The organism is Pseudomonas defluvii (assembly GCF_001695625.1).
In the GTDB taxonomy this organism is placed as follows: domain Bacteria; phylum Pseudomonadota; class Gammaproteobacteria; order Pseudomonadales; family Pseudomonadaceae; genus Aquipseudomonas; species Aquipseudomonas defluvii.
In genome coordinates this window covers 52,620-76,740 of the sequence record NZ_MBPN01000011.1, presented here as the reverse complement: position 1 = coordinate 76,740, position 24,121 = coordinate 52,620, and the positions used below count along the sequence as shown (strand labels likewise).

Below are 24,121 nucleotides of genomic sequence, written 5' to 3'. Positions count from 1 at the left end.
GAGCTTACATTTTCTAAGATCCTCGACTCCTTTTCCAGCCGGTCAGATTTTTTCTACACCCTTAAATGCGAAGAGCCTGAAATGACTGTCAGAATGTTCTATCTGTCGGTGTTTGCCGACGACGCTATTGTGCTGATCAACAGGGGCCGTGAAAGTAGGTTTAGTTACCGCAGCAATGTAGGACGTTTCCCGCGAAATGAAGGCGTCGTTACCCTATTGACCACAGATGCCTGCGCGCCGGGCGCTTTGGTGCATGCATACCCTGGCCAGTACGCTTAAACTGAGCGCGTTAACGCTGCCGTGCCCCGGCACGACAGCCGCAGATGATGACCTCAAGCAAGAGACCCTTAATGGCAAACCACGACCTCACCTTCCTCCCCGATCCTGACCCGGAATCCATCTCGTCGGACGTCGCCAGTTTCGGCGGCGTACTGGTTTCCACCCAGATCCCGACCCGCGCTGACGGCAGCCTGGAGCTGGGCGGCATCGTCGAGCAGAGCGAATGCACCCTGCAGGCACTCAAGGTTGCGCTGGAGCGCGCAGGCAGTTCCATGGACCGTGTCATGCACCTGACCATCTACCTCACCGACATGGCCGACCGTGCTGCGTTCAATGAGGTTTATCAGCGCTTTTTCGCCAGGCCCTGGCCGGTGCGCGCTGCGATCGGCGTGGCGACCCTTGCCGTTGAAGGCATGCGCGTAGAGGTCACGGCGATGGCCGCCAAGGGCTGAATCCACGGTGCTATCCAGTGGCGGCCCTCCGCGAGCGGCCGCCACCGGGCAGCAGGTGGGTGCCGGTCAAGCGTTTCGCAGCTACAATGCGCGCCTTGACCGTGACAAACGACCAGAAAAACATGTCCCTGCCCAAGCATCACCTGGAATTGCTCAGCCCCGCCCGCGATGTTGCCATTGCCCGCGAGGCTATCCTGCATGGCGCTGATGCCGTGTACATCGGCGGCCCAAGCTTCGGCGCCCGCCACAACGCCTGCAACGAAGTGAGTGATATCGCTCAGTTAGTAGCGTTCGCCCGTCGCTACCACGCCCGGGTGTTCACTACCATCAACACGATCCTGCACGACAATGAGCTGGAGCCGGCACGCAAGCTGATCCACCAACTGTACGATGCCGGTGTCGATGCACTGATCGTCCAGGACCTGGGCGTGATGGAGCTGGATATCCCGCCGATCGAACTGCACGCCAGTACCCAGACCGACATCCGTACGCTGGAGCGGGCGAAGTTCCTCGACCAGGCTGGCTTCTCTCAACTGGTACTGGCCCGCGAACTGAACCTCAGTGAAATCCGCGCCATCGCCGATGAAACCGATGCGGCAATCGAGTTCTTTATTCACGGCGCGCTGTGCGTGGCCTTCTCTGGCCAGTGCAATATCTCTCACGCCCAGACCGGCCGCAGCGCCAACCGCGGCGACTGCTCCCAGGCCTGCCGCCTGCCCTACACCCTGAAAGACGATCAAGGCCGTGTGGTTGCCTACGAAAAGCACCTGCTGTCGATGAAGGATAACAACCAGAGCGCCAACATTCGCGCACTGGTGGAAGCCGGCGTGCGTTCGTTCAAGATCGAAGGGCGCTACAAGGACATGGGCTATGTGAAGAACATCACCGCCTATTACCGCCAGCGCCTGGACGAGGTCCTCGAAGACCGCCCGGACCTGGCCCGCGCCTCCAGCGGCCGCACCGCGCACTTTTTCGTGCCCGATCCAGACAAGACCTTCCACCGCGGCAGTACCGACTACTTCGTCAGCGAGCGCAAGATCGACATTGGCGCCTTTGATTCGCCAACCTTCACCGGCCTGCCGGTGGGTGTCGTCGAGAAGGTCGGCAAGCGTGACCTGCTGGTAGTCAGCCATGAGCCGTTGTCCAACGGCGACGGCCTCAATGTGCTGGTCAAACGCGAAGTGGTGGGTTTTCGCGCCAACATCGCCGAAGCCAAGGGCGAGTTCGAAGAAGATGGCGAAAAGCGTTACCGCTACCGCGTCGAACCCAACGAAATGCCCGAGGGCCTGCACCAGTTGCGCCCAGGCCACCCGCTGAGCCGCAACCTGGACCACAACTGGCAGCAAGCCCTGCTCAAGACGTCCGCCGAGCGCCGGGTAGGTCTTTCCTGGCTCGCTCGCCTGCGCGAAGATCGCCTGGAACTGACCGCCACCAGTGAGGAAGGCATTACTGCCAGCGCTGCCCTGGACGGCCCGTTCGGCCTGGCCAACAAGCCGGAACAGGCCCTGGAGCAATTGCATGACCTGCTTGGCCAGTTGGGTACCACCCAGTACCACGCTACGGCCATCACGCTGGATGCACCACAGGCGTATTTCATCCCCAACTCGCAGCTCAAGGCGTTACGCCGCGAGGTCATCGATGCGCTGACCATGGCCCGTATCAACGCCCACCCACGTGGCAGCCGCAAAGCCGAGACAGACCCGCCACCGGTATACCCGGAGTCGCACCTGTCGTTCCTGGCAAACGTCTACAACCAGAAGGCCCGCGACTTCTATCACCGCCATGGCGTGAAGCTGATCGACGCCGCCTTCGAGGCCCACGAGGAAACCGGCGAAGTGCCGGTGATGATCACCAAGCACTGCCTGCGTTTCTCCTTCAACCTCTGCCCCAAACAGGCCAAGGGCGTCACTGGTGTGCGCACCAAGGTCGCACCGATGCAACTGATACATGGCGACGAGGTGCTGACGCTGAAGTTCGACTGCAAGCCTTGCGAAATGCACGTCATCGGCAAGATGAAGGGCCACATCCTTGACCTGCCGCAACCGGGCAGCGTGGTGGAACAGGTGGTCGGGCACATCAGCCCGGAAGACTTGCTCAAGACCATTCCTCGCGCCCCTCACTGAGTGATCGTGTAGCGCTCAAGGCAGTCGCAACCGCTCATTTCGGCCTGCACTCACAACAGGGCCCTTGGTTTTCCAAGGGCCCTGTTGTCATTCAAGGGCCTTGTCAGCGAGAAAGCGTGAAGTGGGAAAATACACTTTGAATATTAACGATAATTACTATTATTATCGCGTATTCAAATTGCTACCACTCGCCTCCAAGGATTGCGCCTTCCATGCGTCGCACGTTCGTCTCGCTATGCCTGCTTCATGCTGTTACACCCACCGTGTGGGCTAATCCTTCAAATGAAACCGAGCCACCGCTGGTCGAGCTTCAAGCCTTGAGTATCAATGCCGACGCCGCCGATGCCGAGCGCGCCGACGGCCCGGTGCAAGGCTACAAGGCAACACGCTCGGCCAGTGCGACCCGTACCGACACCGCCCTGCATGAAACCCCGCAGTCCGTCAGTGTGGTGCCACGCGATGTGCTTGAAGACACCGGTTCGACCCGATTGCAGGACGCGCTGGACTACGCTGGCGGCGTTGGCCGGGCCAACAACTTCGGTGGCCAGGGATTGACCACCTTTACTGTCCGAGGCTTTACCACCGGCGAGTTCTACCGCAACGGTTTTCCTATCAACCGCGGCTACCCGAACGCCCCCGATGCCAACACCGTCGAGCGGCTCGAGGTGTTACGCGGCCCGGCTACCAGCCTTTACGGCCGTGGCGATCCCGGCGGCACCTTCAACGTGGTCAGCAAACAACCGCAGGTTGAGCAAAAGGTGACTGTCGGCAGCCAGATCGACGACCAAGGCATGCACCGCGCCACCCTCGATGCTACGGGTGCGCTCAACCAGGAGGGTTCACTGGCGTATCGTTTGAACCTGCTGGGCGAAGGTGGCGAGAGTTTCCGCGACAATGTCGAGAGTGAGCGTTACGACGTTGCGCCCGTGCTGAGCTGGCAGGTCAACGAGACGACCCGGATCGTTTTCGAAGGTGACTTCATGCGTAACAACCACCCGCTCGACCGTGGTCTGACCCGCTATGCCACGCAAAAAGGCAGCGCCTCGCGTGATACCAACATCTGGGAAAAAGGCAGCGACAACCTGCTGCACAATGACAACAACATGGCTCAACTGCGCTTCGACCACGCGCTGAACGATGACTGGACACTGGCCGGTGGCGTGCAGATGCTTGACGGCAGCCTCGAAGGCAACGCCGTGGAAGCCAACGCCCTGCAAGCGGACGGCCGCACCCTGAACCGTAACTTCAACTATCGCAAGCTGGAGTGGACCGACCGGGACGTGCAACTGAACCTGACGGGGCACTTCGATACCGCCGGTTTCGCCCATACCCTGCTGACCGGCGTCGAGTACGAGGATTACGACTACAAGTCGATCATCCAGCGGTCTGCGGCTGGGGCAACGGCTTACCCCATCGATATCTTCGATCCCGTGCTCGGCCAACCCCGCCCTGCCCTGACCCGAACCACAACCCACGACAAGGAAAACCTGAAGACCTGGGCGTTTTTTGTCCAGGACCAGGTAGCCCTGACCGAGCGTCTCAAGGCATTGGCCGGGGTACGCGTCGAGCGCTTCGAGCACGACTACGACAACTACCTGCCCAAGAGTAAAAGCTGGGAAGCGGCCGACAACGCGGTCACCCCACGCTTTGGCCTGATGTATGACCTGACCGATACCCTTGCGGTGTATGCCAACACGGCGCGCTCGTTCAAGCCCAACAGCGGTGCCAGCCGCCAGGGTGAGGGGTTTGCTCCGGAAAAAGGCAAATCCGTCGAACTGGGCATGAAGTGGGAAGCACTTGAACGTCAGTTGAGCGTCGATGCAGCGGTGTATCAGATCGTCAAGGAAAACGTCCTGACCGTCGACCCAGTCAATGAAGACTACAAAGTTGCAGCGGGCGAGGTGCGCAGCCGTGGTCTGGACCTCAACATTGCAGGCAACCTCACGCCCGAGTGGCGGGTTATCGGGGGCTATGCCTACGTTGATGCCGAGGTGACCAAGGACAACTCACTGGAGACTGGGACACGACTGGCCAACATTCCCCGCAACACCTTCAGCCTGCTCAACGTCTATGAGTTCCAGGATGGCATAGCCCGGGGGCTTGGGCTGGGCATGGGGGTCAAGTATGTCGATGACCGGGCCGGGCAGACCAGCGCACAGACCTACACCATGGACCGTTACAGCGTGGTCGATTTGTTGAGCTTCTACAAGCTCAACGAACATGTACGTCTGAACCTCGACGTGAAAAACGTGTTCAACAAAGGCTATGACGAAGGCGCGTTCAACAACTACGTCTATCCCGGCGCACCGCGTACGGTTCAGGCGGGCATCGCCTATACCTTCTGACGCGTCAGCGGCATACGGCCCAGCCCCTGGACGAGCGGGTTCTTGCGCACCGGCTCATCGCCCTGTTGCGTTTGCTCAATTGCAGCGCACTTCTATAGTGAGCTAATGGGTTTGCGGCACCGTCCGCAACGCCACCCGGTGGCCGACACGGGTGGCGGCGTTCCGATCCCGTTCAGGAGGGACATACGTATGCCTGCAAACCGCTTTCTCGGTGTAAACAGCGGTCGGGAACTGCTGGACGTGCTGATTCGTGCCGGGATGATCGCCGTGCTGGTGAGCTGGTGCTTTCAGATTTTCCAGCCGTTCTTGAACCTGATGCTATGGGCAGTGATCCTGGCAATCACACTTTACCCCTTGAATCAGAAGCTCGCGGTCGTATTCGGCAATCGCCCGGGCTTTGCCAGCGTTCTGCTGATTCTGCTGGGGCTCGCCTGCCTGATCGGCCCGTTGAGCTTGCTGGGGAGTTCAGTCGCCAACTCCGTACAAACCAGCATGCAGACGCTACATAACCAGGCCATCGAAATTCCTCCACCGCCAGACTCGGTACGCAGTTGGCCTTTGATCGGCGAAACGCTGTTTGGTGTCTGGAGCCGTGCGTCCAATGACTTGAGCTGGGCATACTCGCAGATCGCCCCCCATATCAAAGGCGTCAGTAAAACCCTGCTGGTCCAGTTGGCGGGCATCGGCACGGGCGTCCTGGTGTTTGTCGCAGCCCTCATGATCGCTGGCCTGATGATGGCAAAAGGCGACAGTTTGCAGCACAGTGCGGTGGCTATCGCCTCACGCATTTCCGGCGCCGAACGCGGCGCACAGCTTGCAGCACTGTGCACCTCCACCATCCGTGCAGTGGCCCAGGGCGTTGTCGGCATTGCCTTTATCCAGATGTTAATGGTGGGCATTGGCCTGGTCGCGATGGGCGTGCCCGCAGCCGGGTTGCTGTCATTGGTCGTGTTACTGCTGGGCATTACCCAGTTGCCAACGATCTTGATTCTCCTGCCCATTATGATCTATGTGTTCGCGCATGATGGTGTGAGCGTTGCGACCATCGTCTTCACGGCCTGGACGGTGTTCGCCGGGCTTTCGGACAACATTCTCAAACCCCTGTTATTGGGACGAGGCGTGGCGGTGCCGATGCCGGTCGTGCTGATTGGCGCCTTGGGCGGGATGTTGAGCAACGGCATCATCGGGTTGTTCATCGGGCCGGTGATTCTGGCGGTGGGGTATCAGCTCTTCATGAACTGGGTCTATCAGACACTGCCAGATGACGGTCCCGACGCAAGTGACACGCCGGAAAAACCGCCCGCCGACTGAGCTCACGGCCACCCGGGCATCTGTGCGTCGGGCTGCGCGCCCAGCAGAATATCGAACAGCGCCTGCGCAGCAGCCGAAAGCTCATGGCCGGGCTTGGTCAACACGCCAATTGCCCGCTCCACCGGATCGCGCAAGGTAATGCACCGTGCGCCCAACTCCTGCATTTGCCTGGCGCACAACGCCGGTACCGTGCTGACACCCAGCCCGCTGGCAACCATTCGGCCAACGGTCGCTAGCTGATGGCTTTCAAACTCCACCGCCAACTTCAATTGCCGCGCTTGAAGGTGATCTTCAAGCATCACCCGCACGCTTGAGGGGCGTTGCAAGGTAATAAAGGGCTGCTCAAGCAAGGTTTTCCAGTCGACCTCTTGAAGTTCAGCCAGCGGCGAGTCAAGCGGCACCACGGCAACGAATCGATCACGGTACAGCGTTGTAAACGCCAGTGACGAACTCTGCAGCGGCTCAAAAGCGACGCCCAGTTCCACCTGGCGATCGCGGACCATTTCCACCACCTGCTCGTTGATCACATCGTTTACCGTGACGCCAACCTTGGGGTATCGCGTACGAAAGGTTTTCAGGATCGGCGGCAGCAGGTTGCAGGCGAACGATGGCATCGCCGCCAGGGTGACGCGGCCCCGCTGGAGCGTGAACCGCTGGCGGATTTCATCCTCTGCGTTGTCCCAGTCGGCGATCAGACGGCGGGCCAGGGGCAATAGCGACTCGCCTTCCGGGGTCAGGGTAACCGTGCGCGTGGTGCGGCTGAACAATCGCCCACCCAACCCCTCCTCCAAGGACTTGATGGTCAGGCTCAGCGCTGATTGCGACAGGTGCAACCGCTCGCAGGCCACGGCAAAACTCAGGCTCTGCGCCACCGCCCAAAAGGCCCGTATCTGCTTAACCGTCATGACTGCTCCTGTATCGCTGCGCTTTATTGAGATTAATCGATCAATTCATCTTAAAAATCAATTTAACAAATATATGTATTGGCGCAACACTTCAGCGCAAATAGCCCTGAACACGGAGAGAGTCAATGCAAGAAGTCGTCATTGTCGCCGCCACCCGCACCGCGATCGGCAGTTTTCAAGGCTCACTGGCCATGATCCCTGCGACGGAGCTGGGTGCTTCAGTGATACGCAACCTGCTGCAACAGGCCGGGATTTGCGGCAGTGAAGTGGATGAAGTCATCCTCGGCCAGGTACTCACCGCTGGCAGTGGCCAGAACCCGGCACGTCAAGCGGCGATTCTCGCCGGCCTGCCCCATGCGGTGCCGGCACTGACCCTGAACAAGGTCTGCGGCTCAGGCCTCAAGGCGCTGCACCTCGGTGCCCAGGCCATTCGGTGTGGCGACGCCGAGGTGATCATCGCCGGCGGCATGGAAAACATGAGCCTGGCGCCTTATGTGCTGCCAGCCGCCCGCACAGGGTTGCGCATGGGCCATGCCAGCATGATCGACAGCATGATCAGTGACGGCTTGTGGGATGCCTTCAACGACTATCACATGGGTATTACCGCCGAGAACCTGGTGGAGCAGTACGCGATCAGCCGTGAAGCGCAGGACGCGTTTGCCGCGGCCTCCCAACAGAAGGCCTGCGCCGCCATCGAGGCCGGTCGCTTCATCGATGAAATCACGCCGATCCTGATCCCGCAGCGCAAGGGCGAGTCCATTGCCTTCGCCACCGACGAACAACCACGCAGCGCAACCACTGCCGAATCCCTGGGCAAGCTCAAGCCGGCGTTCAAGAAAGACGGCAGTGTGACTGCTGGCAACGCGTCCAGCCTCAACGACGGCGCAGCAGCGGTGCTGTTGATGAGTGCAGAGAAAGCCAAGGCCTTGGGCTTGCCTGCACTGGCCCGCATTGCAGCCTACGCCAATGCCGGGGTTGATCCGGCAATCATGGGCATTGGCCCGGTCGACGCAACCCGTCGCTGCCTGGAAAAGGCCGGTTGGACCCTGGACCAACTGGACCTGATCGAAGCCAACGAGGCCTTCGCCGCACAGGCGCTCTCGGTAGGTAAAGAGCTGGGTTGGGATGCAGACAAGGTCAACGTCAATGGAGGTGCCATCGCGCTTGGGCACCCTATCGGCGCTTCCGGTTGCCGGGTGCTGGTGACCCTGCTGCATGAAATGATCAAACGTGATGTCAACAAAGGCCTGGCCACGCTGTGCATCGGTGGTGGTCAGGGTGTTGCCCTGGCACTTGAGCGCGACTGATCAAGCCGAGGTGCAATAGAACAGCGCCGGTCAGCACAAGCGTGTGCTGACCGGCGTGTTTGCTGGCGTTTTAGCCCAGCAACTGAACCTTGCCACTCGCCAGCTCGTAGACCCCACCAACAATCTTCAAGCGCTTGGCGGCCAAGGCTTCGGTCAACACCGCAGACGCCCCTTTCAGGCGCTCGACGTTGTCCAGAACGTTCTGGCGAATGGCGTTGTCGAGCACATTGCCCGATTTGCCCATCACAGTCTTGACCGAAGGCTCCACGGCTTTGGCAAGCGTGTCGATATGCCCTGGGAAGGTCGTGCCATCGGTTGCCCGCTGCACCCCTGCCTTCACCGCGCCACAGGCTTCGTGACCCAGCACCATGATCACCGGGGTGCCCAGCACCGCTACGGCGTACTCAAGGCTGGCCAGGCCATCGGTGGTAACGAAATTGCCGGCCACGCGCACAGCAAAGATGTCGCCACGGGCACTGTCAAAGGCGTACTCCGGGGCAATGCGCGAATCTGCACAGCTGAGGATGGCCGCAAAGGGGTTTTGCCCGGATGCCAAGGCTTCCCGCTCGGAGAGGAAGTCATGCCGACGGGCGACGCCCTCGACATACCGCTGATTACCCTCCATCAACCGAGACAGGGCCAGGTCGGGCGTGAGGTCATTCTGTGGTTTAGGTAACGGGCCATCCTTGGGTGCAGCTATTGCTGGCATGGCCGGTAGCATCATCGCCCCAGCGGTCAACAAGGCGGCACCGCCACCAAAACGTAAAAACTGTCGGCGGCTGGCTTGGCTGGCCGTATTGCGTTGCTCGTTACATTCACACATGGGCATACCTTCTCGGAAGCACGTAAAACGCGCATTTTCCGGTTATCTGCCCCCCGTGAACGCCGGATGATTCTGATAGCTCTGTAGGAGAATTCCTCTTATGACATGTAAAGCTTCAATCCAGTCGACGCCTGGACCGCCAAGCCCCCGCGATGACTGCTTATCGTAAAGCAGCCATTATTCTGCGTATGCGCTGAATGTCGGCCTATATTGAAGGTGTCGATGACGGTGAAGCGTGCGCGCCTGACACCTTCATTGACCCACGCTATTTCAGGGAGCTAGCGGACCATCCAAACCGTTGGAGGTGTCACATGAGCCAATATCAGCGCATCTTTCTCATCGCTGGCCCGAGCATGCGCCATTCGCCCGCCATGCAGCGCGCGCAAGCAATTGCCGATGCTACCGGGGCGGCCCTGCACATCACGTTGTTTATCGAAGATGTCGACATTCTGGGTCTGATGAGCGGTGGCGAAACCTTGCGCAAACAACTGCAGGATGAGCACCGCAAGTGGCTTGCCGATGAGGCTGACGTAATGCGCCGCAGCGGCATTGATGTCACCAGCGAAGTGGTGCTCACCCGTACCGTGTACGAAGACATGCTTGAGCAGGTGAAACGGCTGCAGCCGGACCTGGTGATCAAAGACGTTCACCATGAGTCATTGCTCAAACGTGTATTCATCACGCCGCTGGATTGGCACTTGCTCAGAGAATGTCCGGCTGCTGTGCATTTTGTCAGCCAGATTCAATGCCCATTGCCACGTGTCATCGTCGCTGCCGTGGACCTCGCCCCACAACACACGCAAAACCCGGCCTCAACTACCAACGACTGCATCATGGCGACGGCTACCCGGCTCGCTGAACAATGCGACGCTGAGCTCCACTTGCTGCACGCCTACGATACGGCACACACCCATATCACCGATGCAGGTGCCGGGACGGTAACGATGCCAGGGTTCAACAGTGAAGTACGCAAAGCACTGCAGCATGCGTTCACTCAGCTTGCTGAACATTATGAAATACCGCCTGAGCGACAACACCTTCTTGCCGGATTCCCTGTCAAGGCGATTGCCGAATTTGCCGCGCAGCACCGCGCAGACGTCATCGTCATGGGCAACACCCATCACACAGGTCTTGATAAACGAGTAGGCAGCACCACCGAGCAAGTGCTCTATCAAGTGCCCTGCAACATACTGGCAACTCGAGAAAAACTTGAACCCTGAGGAACTGTCCATGTTCACACCCGGTCATCTGCGTCGCAGTAACAACCCGAATATCCCTGGCGTTCCAACGTTCGACATTGAGGTGTTCTATGAGGTCCGTCAGGTTCCCCAAGAAGGCATGCTGATGCACTTCACGATGACCGGGGAGGTCAATGGTCGTGCTTTTTCCGAAGAGTTCGACATGCACCGAGATACCGCGCACAACTTTGCCAGCCTGATTGCCAAGCATGCGGTCAAAAATGGCGTACCACCCAATGCCAGCCCAATCATGCGCAATCACAGCGAATACGACGCGATGTTCAAGGATATTCGCGACAAACTGGGTATCAAGCCGGGGGATCCGATCAACCTGGATAACCTGGACAAAGACGGTCTCTGAGCCCTGCCCTACGGTCGATTGATCTACCTGGCACCCACTGCGCAAGTCGCCCCCTTAAGCAACGAGCCTAAGGTGCCCGGTGATCACCGTCCGGATTGGCGGGCGGGCTGTACCATTTGTCTCTGGGCACCCACTTCGCCTCCGGCGGGTCACCCAGATAATGCGGCGACATGATCTGTACGCCGTACTCATTGAACACATCCTGGATATTGGCATGCAGCAGGGTCAACAACTCCGCACGCGGACGAGGTTGGCTCGGAATGGCTTGCGCCACTAACCGGTACTCGGGGTAAAAGTCCGACAGCGCCGTCTGGAACACCTGCGGTGCGGGCTGTTCGAGTACCCCCGTGGTACGCCGAGCAGCTTCCAACAGCATCGCTTCCACCTGCCGCCAAGGCGTGTCGTAGCCAATAGTGACGGTGGTGTCGACGACATAGCCAGCCCCTTGCACGGTGCGCGAGTAATTCTTGGTCACCGCATTGGTGATCATCGAATTGGGCAGGGTCAGCACTTCTCCAAGCCCGGTACGAATGCGAGTCGTAAACATCCCAAGCTCCGTCACGGTGCCTTCATGCTCACCGATACGCACAAACTCGCCTGGGCGCAATGTACGCGTGTAGGTCAGTATCAACCCGGCCGCCGCCTGCCCGACCACACTGCTGGCGCCCAGCGAGATCATCAGGCCGATCAGTACCGACAGGCCCTTGAAGGCTTCCGTATGAGCGCCCGGCAGGTACGGGTAGGCCATTGCCAGAGCAAACAGCCAGATGGCCAGCGAGGTCAGGCGCGTGGTGGGTTGCAGGGTTTCTTCGTTGAGCCAACCGAAAACACCCGCCATGGCGATACGCCGCAGCACGCTTTTGCTAAAGCCACTGAAGCCCCGAGCAATGAGGAAAATCGCCAGCACAACACCCAGCCGAGGCACAGCGTCGATCATGCTCTCGAACAATGACAGGGCAACGCTGAGCAAGTAGTTGTTCAGGCTCTCACCCCAAGGGCGCGTATACGGAAAGCGTGAAAGCACAAAGCCCAACCACTGGTACGTGAGCAACACCACCAGCACCCAACGCACGAACCACAAGACACGGCTAATCAAGGGGTACAGGTAACTGGCGTCGATCAGCGGCATCTGGCCAATCTTCAACGACAGCGCATGCCGTTTCATCAATGCCGGCAGTACTGCAAGCAGCCTGCGACGAATGAAAAAGATCACCCACAACAGACCAAACAGCAGCAGAGAGGCCACCGCACAGGCCAGGGCAGCCCTGAGCATCTGCTGCACACTTCGCGCTTCCCGGGTTTCAGCAACGACCAGACGCAAATTCTCCGCGGCCCCCTGTGCCGCTTGCATCACCGACTCGAACTGCAGTTCATCAACGTCCTTGGGAGAGATGATGAAAGCCCGCCTGGGCCCTATCAGCACCAGATAGCTGTTCAACATCGGATCAACGCTGACCTCAAGCGAGTCTGCGCTGTCGAGTGCCTCATTGATTACTGCCGTGGCGTGCTTCACCCGCAATTCTGGCACTTCGCCAAGCAACGATGCCCGAAAGACCGTAATCGTGCGGTTGGCGATCTTCAACTCAGCGCTGGGCAGCGGCTCTGTTGGCGTGTCGGCGGCAAAACCCAGGGCTGGCATCAGCCAGCAGCACCACAAAAGTATCCCTACCAGCGCCCGGCTACGCATACGCTCTCAGCCCCCTCGACACAGACGACCATCGCAGATGGTGTTTTCGCCAGTGTAGTCGCTGTTGCCAGAGGGGCAGCGGGAGCTATTCCCGAGAGCGGAGTTTAGGTCGACCTTTCCTGGTAGACGCAGGTAACGGCCGAACAGGACGGTTCACATAAAGCCTTGTTTTCTGGTGGGATGGTGCCGCCAACATGCAGGACAAATGACGTAGAGTCTTCAGGATAAATTCGTTGCGTTATGCACCAGCATGCGAAAAACAGGGCAATCAATTACCACAGATTACGCAACCTTGGAACATAAAAACGTAAGCTGCAGGCAGCAATAATAAGAAACACAACCCCAACAACACCCCAATAGTAGTGCCCCTCAATCGGAACTATTTCCGTCACGCCCCAGACAACGAACAACGTATAAAACATTGATGAGCCAATAATAGCCAAATACAAACCCAGCATAGAAAAATTAATACGCATAACCTAGAGGACCTCGTAACTACAACTTATATAAATCAATATACCCTACATTCATAGCCCATGTGGAGCACACGGCACAAGAGGCCGAGAACCTGCCGCTTCTACCATGGCCGTGGCGCTCAGCGAAAACCCGTTTTGCAGCAGGTGGATGTGCCGCATGGTTTCCAATGGATAAGGCTTACGACCGCCACTCGCCTTTGGATGATGCGGCTCGATCAAGGCTAGCAATCCGCCCCAGTTCCATCTCGGCCAGAAAACGCTCGCGGCGAGTCTGCTTGCGCTTACCGGTGTACTCGAATTCGGAAAGGCGTATCTGACTTAGCGGCGGGGCTTGTTGACGGTAGTTGAACCGAGGGCTATCTCAACACAGGCCTGATGGCTTGTGCTGACTTGATCGGAGCTTCCTTAAAGTTACGCAACGAACCGCCGATATAGGCTAGGCATGATCTGATCCAACGGTAAATGAACGATTGCGCTACAGCATACGCAATCATTTAGATAGTTAAGCGCTATGGAGGCAAATTGATTGTAGCAAGAGGCTAAACACGTGAAGAAAATCATCACACTGCCTGTTGGCATTACTGCACTGATCTTGGCTCACGCAGCGTTCGCTACGACGTCCAGCTGGACGCAAACAAGTTTGCCGCCCAACGTTTACGGTGCCGGCATAGTGCAACCCTACAGCATCTGCTATGCAGCGCGATATTCTACGACGCTCACCAAGTGCTTGGACGTGTCCTCGAACCGGGTCGCTTCATCTGACTTGTTCAAAGAATTAGATGCAAAGGGTAAATTCAAAATAACAGGCATTTTGACCGGTGGCAGTTATCCGGTTTACCCCGCCCACTACACCACCATCACGGTAAGTTATCAGCAATAGCTTAACCTTCAAGGAAGGCCGATTAAATCGTTTGGCAGTTTTATGCTCAAGGAGAGCAACATGGTAACTATAAATACCTCACTTACCCATCAGCCCACCAGCATTATCACTCACACGGTGGGCGTGGCCCCGGGCAGCGCAGACATCGTTGATAGTACGACAACGACCGCTACGATTGAGAGCGAACCGCACCTCTCAGGCCAGGCAAAGATGCTATCAACGCTGTATGCCTCTGCGAGCGATTACGTAAAAAGTGAGCACCTGCAGGCTTATTCAGGCTCGGTCAATGGCAACATCACAGCCGGCGCCTATATAAATGTCGAAAAATACAATGAGTACCTATTCGACAAAGCCGCTACCGCCATGGTTGCAGCGGCGAAAGACAATGGAATCGCGCTAGATAAGTCTGATGTTTTGGCTCAACTGAAAAATGATAACGCTGACATCGCTGGCATCAAAATGGACGATCAAGATCGAAAAGCCAAGCTTGGACCTGACAATATTTACGCTGATCTGTCTACCTCCGATCTGGACCGTTTGACTGACACTTACATTACCGCCAAGGAAAATGGACTAAACATTGATGAGGTAGAGGGTCTAGCGCTACGAAAAGGCGTTCAAAACCATTATGGAAGCACGTTGCAAGCGGGTGATATATACCCGTACGACTGGGATTATAGTGAGACTGACCCTGATAAAATTGCGGCTGCAAAAAATCAGTTGCCGGATGCTATCACCAGCAAGGCTGATGAAATAAAAAGCACGATTCAAGGTGATCTTGGTTTGGGCAGCGACTTCATCGCCTTCTTGCTAAATCCAAAAACCGGGCTTCGCGGAGCAACTGACGCTTCGCTGGACTTTTTGTCTAAACTTTCAACGCTCTATAATCAGCAGAGACAGACCGATGCATAAACCTTTTATGCGTCTTGGGCATAGCTTGGAACCTGACAACCCCATGCTTAACCGAAGCCAAGCCCTCACAATGAGATAGCTTTGGAACTATCGGTTTTCCAGCCCGCAACGAAAAGCCCCGCAGACGTTAATCTGCGGGGCTTTCAAATATAGAGGCCGAGATCGAACCGGCGTAGAAGGATTTGCAATTCGACAGGACGATGATCAGCACGCCTAACTGCGTCATCTGCCGCACACAACGCGTCTTTCAGGGGCCTGCAAGCAATGCTTTTAATCCCTCACAGATCTGTGTAAAACAGATGGGATCCAAAACGCACAGGGGGTTTCAATCATGATCTACCGTCCATTGGGCCAAAGCGGCCTGCAAGTGTCCGCGCTGACCCTGGGCAGCATGATGTTCGGCGAACAGACCAGCGCCGAAGACTCGCTGCGTATCATCGACAAGGCCTGGGACCAGGGCATCAACTTCATCGATACCGCTGACGTCTACAACGGCGGGCGCTCCGAAGAAATTGTCGGCGAAGCCATCGCCCGCCATCGTCAGGATTGGGTGCTGGCCTCCAAGGTGGGCTTCGGCCCCGTGGATGGCGTTCCCAACCGCAGCGGGCTGAGCCGCAAACATATTTTCAATGCCATCGAAGCCAGCCTGACACGCCTGGGCACAGACTATCTGGACATCTACTACCTGCACCGCGAAGACCATGGCACCCCGCTGGAGGTCACCGTATCCGCCATCGGCGACCTGCTGCGCCAGGGCAAGATCCGCCATTGGGGTGTGTCGAATTTTCGCGGCTGGCGCATTGCCGAGATCGTCAACCTGGCCGAGCGCATGGGTGTTGCAAAGCCCGTGGTCAGCCAGCCGTTGTACAACATCGTCAACCGTCAGGCCGAACCTGAGCAATTCACCGCCGCCGCCCATCATGGCTTGGGCATCGTCCCCTTCAGCCCACTGGCCCGTGGCGTCCTCAGCGGCAAGTACGCGCCCAATGCCACCCCCGACGCCAACAGCCGGGCCGGACGCCAGGACAAACGTATCCTGGAAACGGAATGGCGAGCCGAGTCGCTGGAAATCGCCCAGAAAATCCACGCCTACACCGAAACCAAAGGCGTTGGCATGGTCGAGTTCGCCATTGCCTGGGTGCTCAACAATCGACTGATCAGTTCAGCCATCGTTGGCCCGCGCACCGAGGCCCAATGGGACACCTACAGCGGTGCACTGTCGGTCGAGATCAACGCCGAAGACGAAGCCTTCATCGACGCGCTGGTGACCCCGGGCCATGCCTCAACCCATGGCTACAACGATGTCAGCCACTTCGTCAGCGGACGTCTGCCGCGCTGAGTACCGGGCCCAGAAGGTGGCTGATGGCAGCCTTGAGCTTCATCGGCCGCACCGGTTTGTTCAGCAAGCTGTGCCCCAAGGCCCGCACTTGCTGCTTGAGTTCGTTGCTGTAGTTGGCGGTGATCATCAAGGCGGGCAAGGGTGTCGCACGCCGGGCGTTGATCGCAGCCACGGCGTCAACACCATTGCGGTCGTTATCCAGGTGGTAATCGGCAATCAACAGGTCGGCACCGGCATGGTCGGTAGCCACTTGGCGAGCCAGGTCTGCTTCGCTCAGCGCGGTCACCACTTCGCACCCCCATTGTTCAAGCAAGGTGCGCATCCCCGCGCAGATCGCCGCGTCATTGTCCAACACCCAGATGCGCGCGCCCTGCAGGCGCTCCACAAACGGCTCCAGCGGTGGCGTGGCGATGCGAGTGCGAGGCCCGCGCTTGCTGCGCGGCACTTCAATGGAGAACACAGAGCCTCTACCCGGCGTCGAGCGTACCGCGATCCGGTGCCCTAGAATGCCGGCGATTTTTTCCACGATGGCCAACCCCAGCCCCAACCCGCGATCCTGATCCGGGCGCTGAACATCACCGCGCTTGAACTCCTGGAAGATCTCTCCGCGCTTGTCGGCAGCAATACCGATACCGGTATCCCAAACCTCAATCAACAACCGCTTACCGCGCCGACGACAGCCCAGCAACACGCGGCCTCGGGGGGTATAGCGGATGGCGTTGCTGAGCAGGTTGCGCAGGATGCGCGCCAACAGCTGGATGTCACTGCGCACTTTCAGGCTGCACGGTACGTAATCCAACCGTAAACCTTCAGTGTCGGCGATGTGGGCATATTCCGCCGCAAGGTTATCGAGCAGGTCACTCAGCGCGAAAGGCGCGACATCGGCCTTGATCACCCCGGCATCGAGCTTGGAAATATCAACCAGGGTACCGAGCAGGTTCTCCACATCATCCAGCGAGTTGCTGACATTGCGCACCAGCGCCGGGCTGCTGCTGGGCTGCTCCTGCAACGCGCTGGTAAACAATCGCGCCGCATTGAGCGGCTGCAGCAGGTCATGGCTGACGGCAGCGAGGAACTTGGTCTTGGACAGGTTGGCCCGATCGGCATCCTGCTTGGCCTCCCGCAGCCGCGCCTCGGCCGTGCGTCGTTCCTCGATCTCGCGCAACAGCTGCTGATTGAGGCTTGTGAGCTCAGCGGTGCGTTCGCGCACCCGCACTTCGAGGTGTTGATAGGCCTGGTGCAAGGCCTCTGCAGTACGCCGACGCTCAGTGATGTCGCGAATCAGCACGAAGATCCCGACCACTTCACCACTGGCCAACTGATTAGGGACATAAGAGCGCAGCATGTAGCGTTCCTGGCCGTTGACGTTGGTTTCAGCCATCTCAAAGGTCACGCTCTCCCCCGCCAGCGCGCGTTCAACGTAGCTTTCCAGGCGCTGGCAGTGCTCGGGGCTGTGCGCCTCGCGCAGGCTCTGGCCAAGCATCAGGCCGCGTGGCCAGCAATACCACTGCTCGTACACCTTGTTGGTGAACTCGTAGACCAGATCGGCATTGAGGTAGGCAATGAGCGCCGGTACGTGGTCGGTAATCAGGCGAATCCAGCGCTCGCTTTCGCTCAGTGCTTCAGCATGCTGGTAACGCTCGGTAATGTCGGTGAAGGTGTTGACGAACCCACCTGCGGGCAATGGATGAGTACGTATCTCCAACATGCGCCCATCGTACAGGCGCTGCTCCAGCTCACGGATGGCGCGGCCATTGGCATCGCGACTGGAGGGGGTCAGCAAGGCCAATTCGCTGTCGCCGATCACTTCGGCGAAGTCGCGATGGGCGGCAATCGGTGCCAGCCCGCTGAGTTCGAGAAAGCGTCGATTCCACAATTCGAGAACACCGTCGGCACTGACCATCGCCACCCCTTGGGAGAGGTTGTCGACGGCCCGTTGCAACAGCCGCGTTTTCTGTGCGAGCGCCTGCTCACGGCGCTGGGTTTCACTGAGTTTGACCTCGGTGATATCGGTGAACAGCATCACCCGCCCACCGTCACGGGTCGGGCGCTCGCTGACCTGCAGCCAGCGCCCGTTATGCAGACGGTACACCGCGTGTTCTTCAGCCGAGCCGCGCAACGCCTCGGCGAACAGGCCGGTGCTGTGCATCAGGCGCTTGACCTCAGCCAGGCGCATGCCACTGATGATGCGGATCCGGCTACCGGCCCAAAAGGCCTTGAACCGGCTATTGAACAACACGATACGCAGGTCCTGATCGAACAACACGAACGCGTCCGAGATGCTCTCAATCGCATCGACCAGATGCTGATGGGCCGTCTCGGCGCGCAATCGGGCGTCGCTGAGCAAATGATTGCTTGCCTTGAGTTCAGCCATTGCCTGGTTCAACGCATCGGTACGCTCGCGCACCTGCTCGGCCAGGACGACCGAGTGCTGGAATGCCGCGTAGGAATCGTCAGGACGCGCAGCCCCCGACTCCAGGCGTTCAATCAGCGCCGCATTGATCCTGGCCAGTTTTTGATTGGCCCGCTGGAGCTGGGCAATCTGCTCCGCTGCGCAAATCTCGGGGCCGTCCAATGGCAACACCGGTGAAGGTCTGGTTGATGTGCATGCCATTGAACTGTTCTCCATAGGAGTTGAAGCCAAGCACTCGGCGTTCGCGCAGGAATGTACTGACGGCGACAAAGTCATCGCTGCCGTCAAGCTCCAGGCGACGCAGGAAGCAGTCGCAACCGATGGTCAACAGCAGCGGCCCCAGGCGCTGCTGCAGCCCTTCGAACAACTGCTCCAGGTTGGGTATCAGCGGCCCGGGGTGCATGGCGGTGAGCACGATGCCGTTCTCCACCGCGCAGTAGAAACTCAGGCTCAAGTCATCGTGAACCTGTTGAATGGCCCGTACGTAGAAGCGCTCATTGAGCCGAACGGCCAGCGGGTGCGCAGCAAAGGTCCGGTGATTGATTGCCTCGACCGGCACGCCGATCAGTTGTGCATATTCCAATGCCGCAGGTTCGGCGTTGAGCTCATACACACGGCGCAGGTTGCGGTCAGCCCGGGTGACGACCAGCTTCTCTGTACGTGGCTGGATGTGGTGGGTGGTGAACACTTCGAAATCCAGCCAGGTATTGACCAGCAGCACCACCGCCGCGCCCGTGTGGAAGGCGCCGTCAAAATAGACATGGGTGTGGTGCAAGTAGTTGTCGTCGCCGGCCGAACCACCGAAATGCGGGATATCCCCCAGCGCCGCACTGAGGGCAGCGAGGAACATTTCTTCACGACTGGACAAGCCATCAAGCAAGGTCAGGGCGAAGCTGTGGCCCTTGATTGGTGCCAGGGTGTTACCCCGGCAACCACCGACCAGACGCTCAACCATGTGTTGAGCATCGATCAGGCTGAAGTGCTGCATGTGATCGACCAGTTCGGCGGCAATGGAAAACTGCCGATGGTCGAAACCCAGCGCCGTGACACACCCGCGACCGTAGCCGTCAGGGGTGATCTCCCCGGCGCTGGTACAACCGGCCAGGCGGATCCCGCCAAAGCTTTGCCTCAACGCCTGGGCCAAGGCTGGCAGGTCGTACTCGGCCGAGCAGAAAAACAGCACAAACCCCAAATGCGGGTGCAGCAGTTGCCGAGCCAGGTCCTGCGCCACCTCGTCGGCGGCTGCGGCCCGTGACATGGCGCTGATGACACCTTCGGCCTGAAACTGCTGCATAACGGCCTCCTGGGTGGGGCGATAGCTCATGGCGGCAGTGTACGAGCGGTGCAGCACAGGCCGAATGCTACTTGGGTACTGGGTTGGCGTGTCGTTGGTTGTAGTGCCGCGGGTGTCAGGCGCAGGCCCTGTCAGAAACCGGAGGCATGGGAGCTCACCAGGTCAGCACGGCGCCCACCGCGAAGGTATCGGTGTCTTCGTTCTGGGCATCGCCCTCATGCCCGGTGATCTCGAACTGGTTGTACTCGGCCACCAGCTTGAGGTTGTCGTTGATGTCATGAAACAAGGCGACACCTCGGGTCTCGTAATCCGCCCCGGTATTGACCGCACCGTTGCCATCGTCGTTGGTCTTGCCATAGGACAATGCCACGCGGTTCTTGCCGAACCGGTACGAGCCCTGCATCAGGTAGCCCTTGCTGTCCACCTCGCGCAGCGTCGCTTCCCCGGCATTGTTGGTAAAAAACGGGTTGATCCCTTTGGCGGTAAAGCCGGAGCCGGTCAGCGAAAAGCTGCCCATTTTGGCCTGCACACCGTAGCCGAGCCCTTTGGAGGTCACCGTATCGACCGTACTGTCGGTGTTCTCCGAAGTCTGGTAGGAGCCGTTGAGCCAACTGTAGATCTGCGCGCCACCGAGGTCGAACTGATAGGTAATCTCGCTCTCGGTACGCGGGGCTTCCTGATAGGCCTTGCCCACATCGCTGTCATCGTTGGTATCAACCGGGTCCATGATCCCCACCGCCACGCGCAGCCCGTCCATCAGCGGCGTGCGGTAGGTAATCTGTGAGGTCGGGAACGGGTATGGATAGCCACTGCCGATGTTGCCGAACGATACCCCGCCACCGTCCACCAGCCCCAGGGTGTCGCTGACCTGGCCATAACCGGCAAGCAACTCGTCGAGCAGGATGTTGGAGCGGGCAAACAGACCGAAGTCCTTGCCGATCAACACTTCGCCCCACTCGGGGTTGGCCACGGTGCCGTAGAACTGTCGGACGTCGATGGCTGTGTCAGTGCCGTTGGTCTCACTGTCGTTGATGGTCACCCAGAACGAAGCACGCCCGCCCAGCTTCAGGTCATCGACCTGACGGGTCATGTTGAAACCCAGGTAGTTGGGCAGAAAGCCCATCTTCACCCGTGACTGGCGCCGATCGTACTGCTCACCCGCACGGTCGACATCGCTGTTGACGTAGAAGGCGTTGATGTAGCCGTCGGTAGCGAAGGTGGTCTGGTCCTTGTCGTACAGCATGATTTCGGCCTCGGCCAAGGGGCAAAGGCCCAGTGCTGCGACGCTGGCGAGCAAGGGCAGGAAACGGGCATTGGCGTTGTTATTGTTGTGCATGGCGCTCTCCGCAAGCAGGGGGACAGGTGTCGGAGGCGATTATCAGAAGCCTGCGCTGGCTGCCCTACACTGCATTGGAGGCAAAGTGCTGCTGCTTTGGCCCGGCGTGACAGGCGGTGGGCCAAGGGCACTAGTACCGCGTACGGCGGTGCCACAACGCTAAAGTGCCAGTACTGTAGGCATAAGGCGTGGTTCGCCATGCAAAAATGCAAATTAGGACTGCAGTTTTGCGGATTGTATTCGGCAAATTTGCACTGCTACGATCCGGCAATCCTTGAAGGCTCATCCACAGCGTGACAATTCATGTGGAAAATCAATAACAAAGCAGGGAGATAGCGATGACCGCGCAAGCCCACCCTCCGGTCTCTGTCGACACGACCCAAGTACTGGCGGAGGTCCGCAACCATATCGGTTACCTGACGCTCAACCGCCCCGCCGGCCTCAATGCCATCACACTGGAAATGGTGCGCAGCCTGCACCAGCACCTCAAGGCCTGGAGCAGCGATCCTCAGGTACGCGCTGTCGTCCTGCGTGGCGAAGGCCCGAAGGGCTTCTGCGCCGGTGGTGACATCCGCTCGCTCTATGACAGCTACAAAGCCGGTGACAGCCTGCACAAGGACTTCTTCGTCGAGGAATATGCCCTTGACCTGGCGATCCATCATTACCGCAAACCGATCCTCGCCTTGATGGACGGTTTCACACTGGGCGGCGGCATGGGCCTGGCGCAAGGCGCCGAGTTGCGTATCGTGACCGAACGCAGCCGCCTGGCCATGCCGGAAACCGCCATCGGCTACTTCCCGGATGTCGGCGGCAGCTACTTCCTCTCGCGCATCCCCGGCGAGCTGGGCATTTACCTGGGTGTCAGCGGCGTGCAGGTGCAGGCCGCCGATGCACTCTATTGCGGGCTGGCCGACTGGTACGTCGAGAGCAACCAGCTGGCCGTGCTGGACGAGCGCCTGGACAAGCTGAACTGGAGTGCCAACCCACTCAAGGACCTGCAAGGCGTACTGGCCAAGCTCGGCACCCAGGCGCTGGACAATCCGCCACTGGCAGGCCTGCGCCCTGCCATCGACCACTTCTTCGCCCAGCCCGACCTGCCGAGCATCATCGAGCAACTGCGCAGCGTGAGCGTCGCCGATAGCCGCGAGTGGGCCTTGAAAACCGTAGAGATCCTCGAGAGTCGCTCACCGCTGGCCATGGCGGTCACCTTGCAGATGCTTCGTCGGGGTCGCACGCTAAGCCTTGAAGACTGCTTCAAAATGGAACTGCATCTGGACCGGCAATGGTTCGAGCACGGCGACCTGATCGAAGGCGTACGTGCGCTGATCATCGACAAGGACAAACAACCGCGCTGGAACCCGCCGACCCTGGCGGCACTGGAATCCAAGCGCGTCGACCAATTCTTCGAAGGCCTCTGAGGGCTGGAGTACGCACATGCAAGACCTGGAACTGACTGAAGAACAGATCATGATCCGCGACATGGCGCGCGACTTCGCCCGAGGCGAAATTGCCCCCCACGCCCAAGCCTGGGAAAAAGCCGGCTGGATCGACGATGGTGTGGTCGCGAAGATGGGCGAACTCGGCCTGCTCGGCATGGTCGTGCCGGAACAATGGGGCGGCAGCTACACCGACTACGTCGCCTACGCCCTGGCGGTTGAAGAGATTTCCGTGGGTGACGGCGCCACAGGCGCGTTGATGAGTATTCACAACTCGGTCGGCTGCGGCCCGCTGCTGGCCTATGGCAGCGCCGAGCAACAACAGACCTGGCTTGAGCCACTGGCCACGGGCAAGGTCATCGGCTGCTTCTGCCTCACCGAACCACAAGCCGGCTCGGAAGCCCACAACCTGCGCACCCGCGCCGAGCTGCAAGGCGATCACTGGGTCATCAACGGTGCCAAGCAGTTCGTCAGCAATGCCCGCCGCGCTGGCCTGGCGATTGTCTTTGCCGTGACCGATCCAGAGTTGGGCAAGAAAGGCCTCTCAGCCTTCCTGGTGCCTACCGACAACGAAGGCTTTGTCGTCGATCGCAGCGAGCACAAGATGGGTATCCGTGCCTCCGACACCTGCGCCGTGACATTGAACAACTGCCGTATTCCTGCAGCCAACCTGCTGGGCGAGCGCGGCAAAGGCCTGGCCATCGCGCTGTCCAACCTTGAAGGCGGGCGTATCGGCATTGCTGCCCAGGCATTGGGCATCGCCCGCGCTGCGTTTGAAGCGGCCCTGACCTACTCCCGCGACCGTATCCAGTTCGGCAAGCCGATCAACGAACACCAGAGCATCGCCAACCTGCTGGCCGACATGCAGTTGCAGATCAACGCTGCACGCTTGCTTATCCTGCACGCCGCGCGCCTGCGCAGCGCTGGCTTGCCGTGCCTGTCGGAAGCCTCCCAGGCCAAGCTGTTCGCCTCGGAAATGGCCGAGCGGGTATGTTCCAAGGCGATTCAGGTGCATGGCGGCTATGGCTACCTGGAAGACTACCCGGTTGAGCGTTACTACCGCGATGCGCGGATCACCCAGATCTATGAAGGCTCCAGCGAAATCCAGCGGATGCTGATTGCGCGGGAATTGAAGCACTACCCGCTCTGACCGCTACAAGAGCCAGCCTCTGCTGTGAGAGGCTGGCTTGCCAGCGCTACAATC

The 24,121-nt window shown here is 59.1% G+C and carries 18 protein-coding genes and 2 pseudogenes; 13 read left to right on the top strand and 7 right to left on the bottom strand.

Features of this window, described 5'->3' with window-relative positions; translation table 11 throughout:
- The 5 genes from EKA13_RS28090 to EKA13_RS05345 all read left to right on the top strand — a co-directional run.
- Positions 1 to 279 (top strand): hypothetical protein (locus tag EKA13_RS28090; protein ID WP_218060838.1); only part of this gene is annotated, 279 nt, incomplete at its 5' end.
- A 71-nt stretch (positions 280 to 350) separates the two neighbouring features.
- Positions 351 to 731, top strand: a complete 381-nt coding sequence (locus EKA13_RS05360) for a RidA family protein (protein WP_065758363.1) — start codon at positions 351 to 353, stop codon at positions 729 to 731.
- A 122-nt stretch (positions 732 to 853) separates the two neighbouring features.
- On the top strand, positions 854 to 2,854 hold the full coding sequence (locus tag EKA13_RS05355) for a peptidase U32 family protein (protein WP_065758367.1): 2,001 nt from the start codon (positions 854 to 856) through the stop codon (positions 2,852 to 2,854).
- A gap of 212 nt (positions 2,855 to 3,066) precedes the next feature.
- Complete coding sequence (locus EKA13_RS05350; protein ID WP_065758362.1) at positions 3,067 to 5,199, top strand: TonB-dependent siderophore receptor; 2,133 nt, start codon at positions 3,067 to 3,069, stop codon at positions 5,197 to 5,199.
- A 189-nt stretch (positions 5,200 to 5,388) separates the two neighbouring features.
- Positions 5,389 to 6,510, top strand: coding sequence for an AI-2E family transporter (locus EKA13_RS05345; protein ID WP_065758361.1), 1,122 nt, complete (start codon positions 5,389 to 5,391; stop codon positions 6,508 to 6,510).
- Between the two features lie 2 nt (positions 6,511 to 6,512).
- Here the strand turns inward: EKA13_RS05345 and EKA13_RS05340 are convergent, their stop codons facing one another.
- The gene (locus EKA13_RS05340; RefSeq protein ID WP_065758360.1) at positions 6,513 to 7,415 is read right to left on the bottom strand and encodes a LysR family transcriptional regulator; all 903 of its coding nucleotides are present in this window, start codon (positions 7,413 to 7,415) and stop codon (positions 6,513 to 6,515) included.
- A gap of 125 nt (positions 7,416 to 7,540) precedes the next feature.
- Here EKA13_RS05340 and EKA13_RS05335 point away from each other — a divergent pair, with 125 nt between their 5' ends.
- On the top strand, positions 7,541 to 8,722 hold the full coding sequence (locus EKA13_RS05335) for an acetyl-CoA C-acetyltransferase (protein WP_065758359.1): 1,182 nt from the start codon (positions 7,541 to 7,543) through the stop codon (positions 8,720 to 8,722).
- A 70-nt stretch (positions 8,723 to 8,792) separates the two neighbouring features.
- Here EKA13_RS05335 and EKA13_RS05330 read toward each other — a convergent pair whose 3' ends face one another.
- A complete protein-coding gene (locus EKA13_RS05330; protein WP_065758358.1) occupies positions 8,793 to 9,545 on the bottom strand; it encodes a carbonic anhydrase in 753 nt (250 codons plus the stop codon).
- Between the two features lie 311 nt (positions 9,546 to 9,856).
- Between EKA13_RS05330 and EKA13_RS05325 the strand changes: the two genes are divergently transcribed.
- Together EKA13_RS05325 and EKA13_RS05320 are read left to right on the top strand one after the other, a co-directional pair.
- On the top strand, positions 9,857 to 10,765 hold the full coding sequence (locus tag EKA13_RS05325) for a universal stress protein (protein ID WP_065758357.1): 909 nt from the start codon (positions 9,857 to 9,859) through the stop codon (positions 10,763 to 10,765).
- Positions 10,766 to 10,775: 10 nt separating this feature from the next.
- A complete protein-coding gene (locus EKA13_RS05320) occupies positions 10,776 to 11,144 on the top strand; it encodes a DUF5064 family protein (protein ID WP_065758356.1) in 369 nt (122 codons plus the stop codon).
- A gap of 67 nt (positions 11,145 to 11,211) precedes the next feature.
- On the opposite strand, the gene EKA13_RS05315 is transcribed toward EKA13_RS05320, so the two are convergent.
- Positions 11,212 to 12,831, bottom strand: a complete 1,620-nt coding sequence (locus EKA13_RS05315; protein ID WP_065758355.1) for a mechanosensitive ion channel family protein — start codon at positions 12,829 to 12,831, stop codon at positions 11,212 to 11,214.
- A gap of 572 nt (positions 12,832 to 13,403) precedes the next feature.
- A pseudogene (locus EKA13_RS05310) lies at positions 13,404 to 13,620 on the bottom strand (transposase); the annotation flags it as partial.
- A gap of 234 nt (positions 13,621 to 13,854) precedes the next feature.
- Between EKA13_RS05310 and EKA13_RS05305 the strand changes: the two are divergent.
- From EKA13_RS05305 to EKA13_RS05295, 3 genes are all read left to right on the top strand, one after another.
- Positions 13,855 to 14,187 (top strand): hypothetical protein, encoded by a 333-nt coding sequence (locus tag EKA13_RS05305; protein ID WP_125862914.1) that lies wholly within the window; start codon positions 13,855 to 13,857, stop codon positions 14,185 to 14,187.
- Between the two features lie 60 nt (positions 14,188 to 14,247).
- Positions 14,248 to 15,099 carry a hypothetical protein gene (locus EKA13_RS05300; RefSeq protein ID WP_125862913.1) on the top strand — a complete coding sequence of 284 codons (852 nt, stop codon included), beginning with the start codon at positions 14,248 to 14,250 and terminating at the stop codon, positions 15,097 to 15,099.
- Positions 15,100 to 15,430: 331 nt separating this feature from the next.
- On the top strand, positions 15,431 to 16,438 hold the full coding sequence (locus EKA13_RS05295; RefSeq protein ID WP_065758353.1) for an aldo/keto reductase: 1,008 nt from the start codon (positions 15,431 to 15,433) through the stop codon (positions 16,436 to 16,438).
- Here EKA13_RS05295 and nahK read toward each other — a convergent pair.
- The 3 genes and pseudogenes from nahK to EKA13_RS05280 form a co-directional block, all read right to left on the bottom strand.
- A complete protein-coding gene (nahK, locus tag EKA13_RS05290) occupies positions 16,416 to 19,052 on the bottom strand; it encodes a hybrid sensor histidine kinase/response regulator NahK/ErcS' (RefSeq protein ID WP_065758352.1) in 2,637 nt (878 codons plus the stop codon). The two genes, EKA13_RS05295 and nahK, sit on opposite strands and share 23 nt — an antisense overlap.
- Positions 19,000 to 20,145, bottom strand: a pseudogene (gene nosP, locus EKA13_RS05285) (nitric oxide-sensing protein NosP); the annotation flags it as partial. The pseudogene nosP and the gene nahK, both read right to left, overlap by 53 nt.
- Before the next feature lie 154 nt (positions 20,146 to 20,299).
- Positions 20,300 to 21,481 (bottom strand): porin, encoded by a 1,182-nt coding sequence (locus EKA13_RS05280; protein ID WP_065758351.1) that lies wholly within the window; start codon positions 21,479 to 21,481, stop codon positions 20,300 to 20,302.
- Positions 21,482 to 21,819: 338 nt separating this feature from the next.
- On the opposite strand from EKA13_RS05280, the gene EKA13_RS05275 reads away from it, so the two are divergent.
- Positions 21,820 to 22,899: an enoyl-CoA hydratase/isomerase family protein gene (locus tag EKA13_RS05275; protein ID WP_065758350.1), complete on the top strand. Its 1,080-nt coding sequence runs from the start codon at positions 21,820 to 21,822 to the stop codon at positions 22,897 to 22,899.
- A gap of 16 nt (positions 22,900 to 22,915) precedes the next feature.
- Complete coding sequence (locus tag EKA13_RS05270; RefSeq protein WP_065758349.1) at positions 22,916 to 24,067, top strand: acyl-CoA dehydrogenase family protein; 1,152 nt, start codon at positions 22,916 to 22,918, stop codon at positions 24,065 to 24,067.
- Positions 24,068 to 24,121 lie beyond the last annotated feature (54 nt).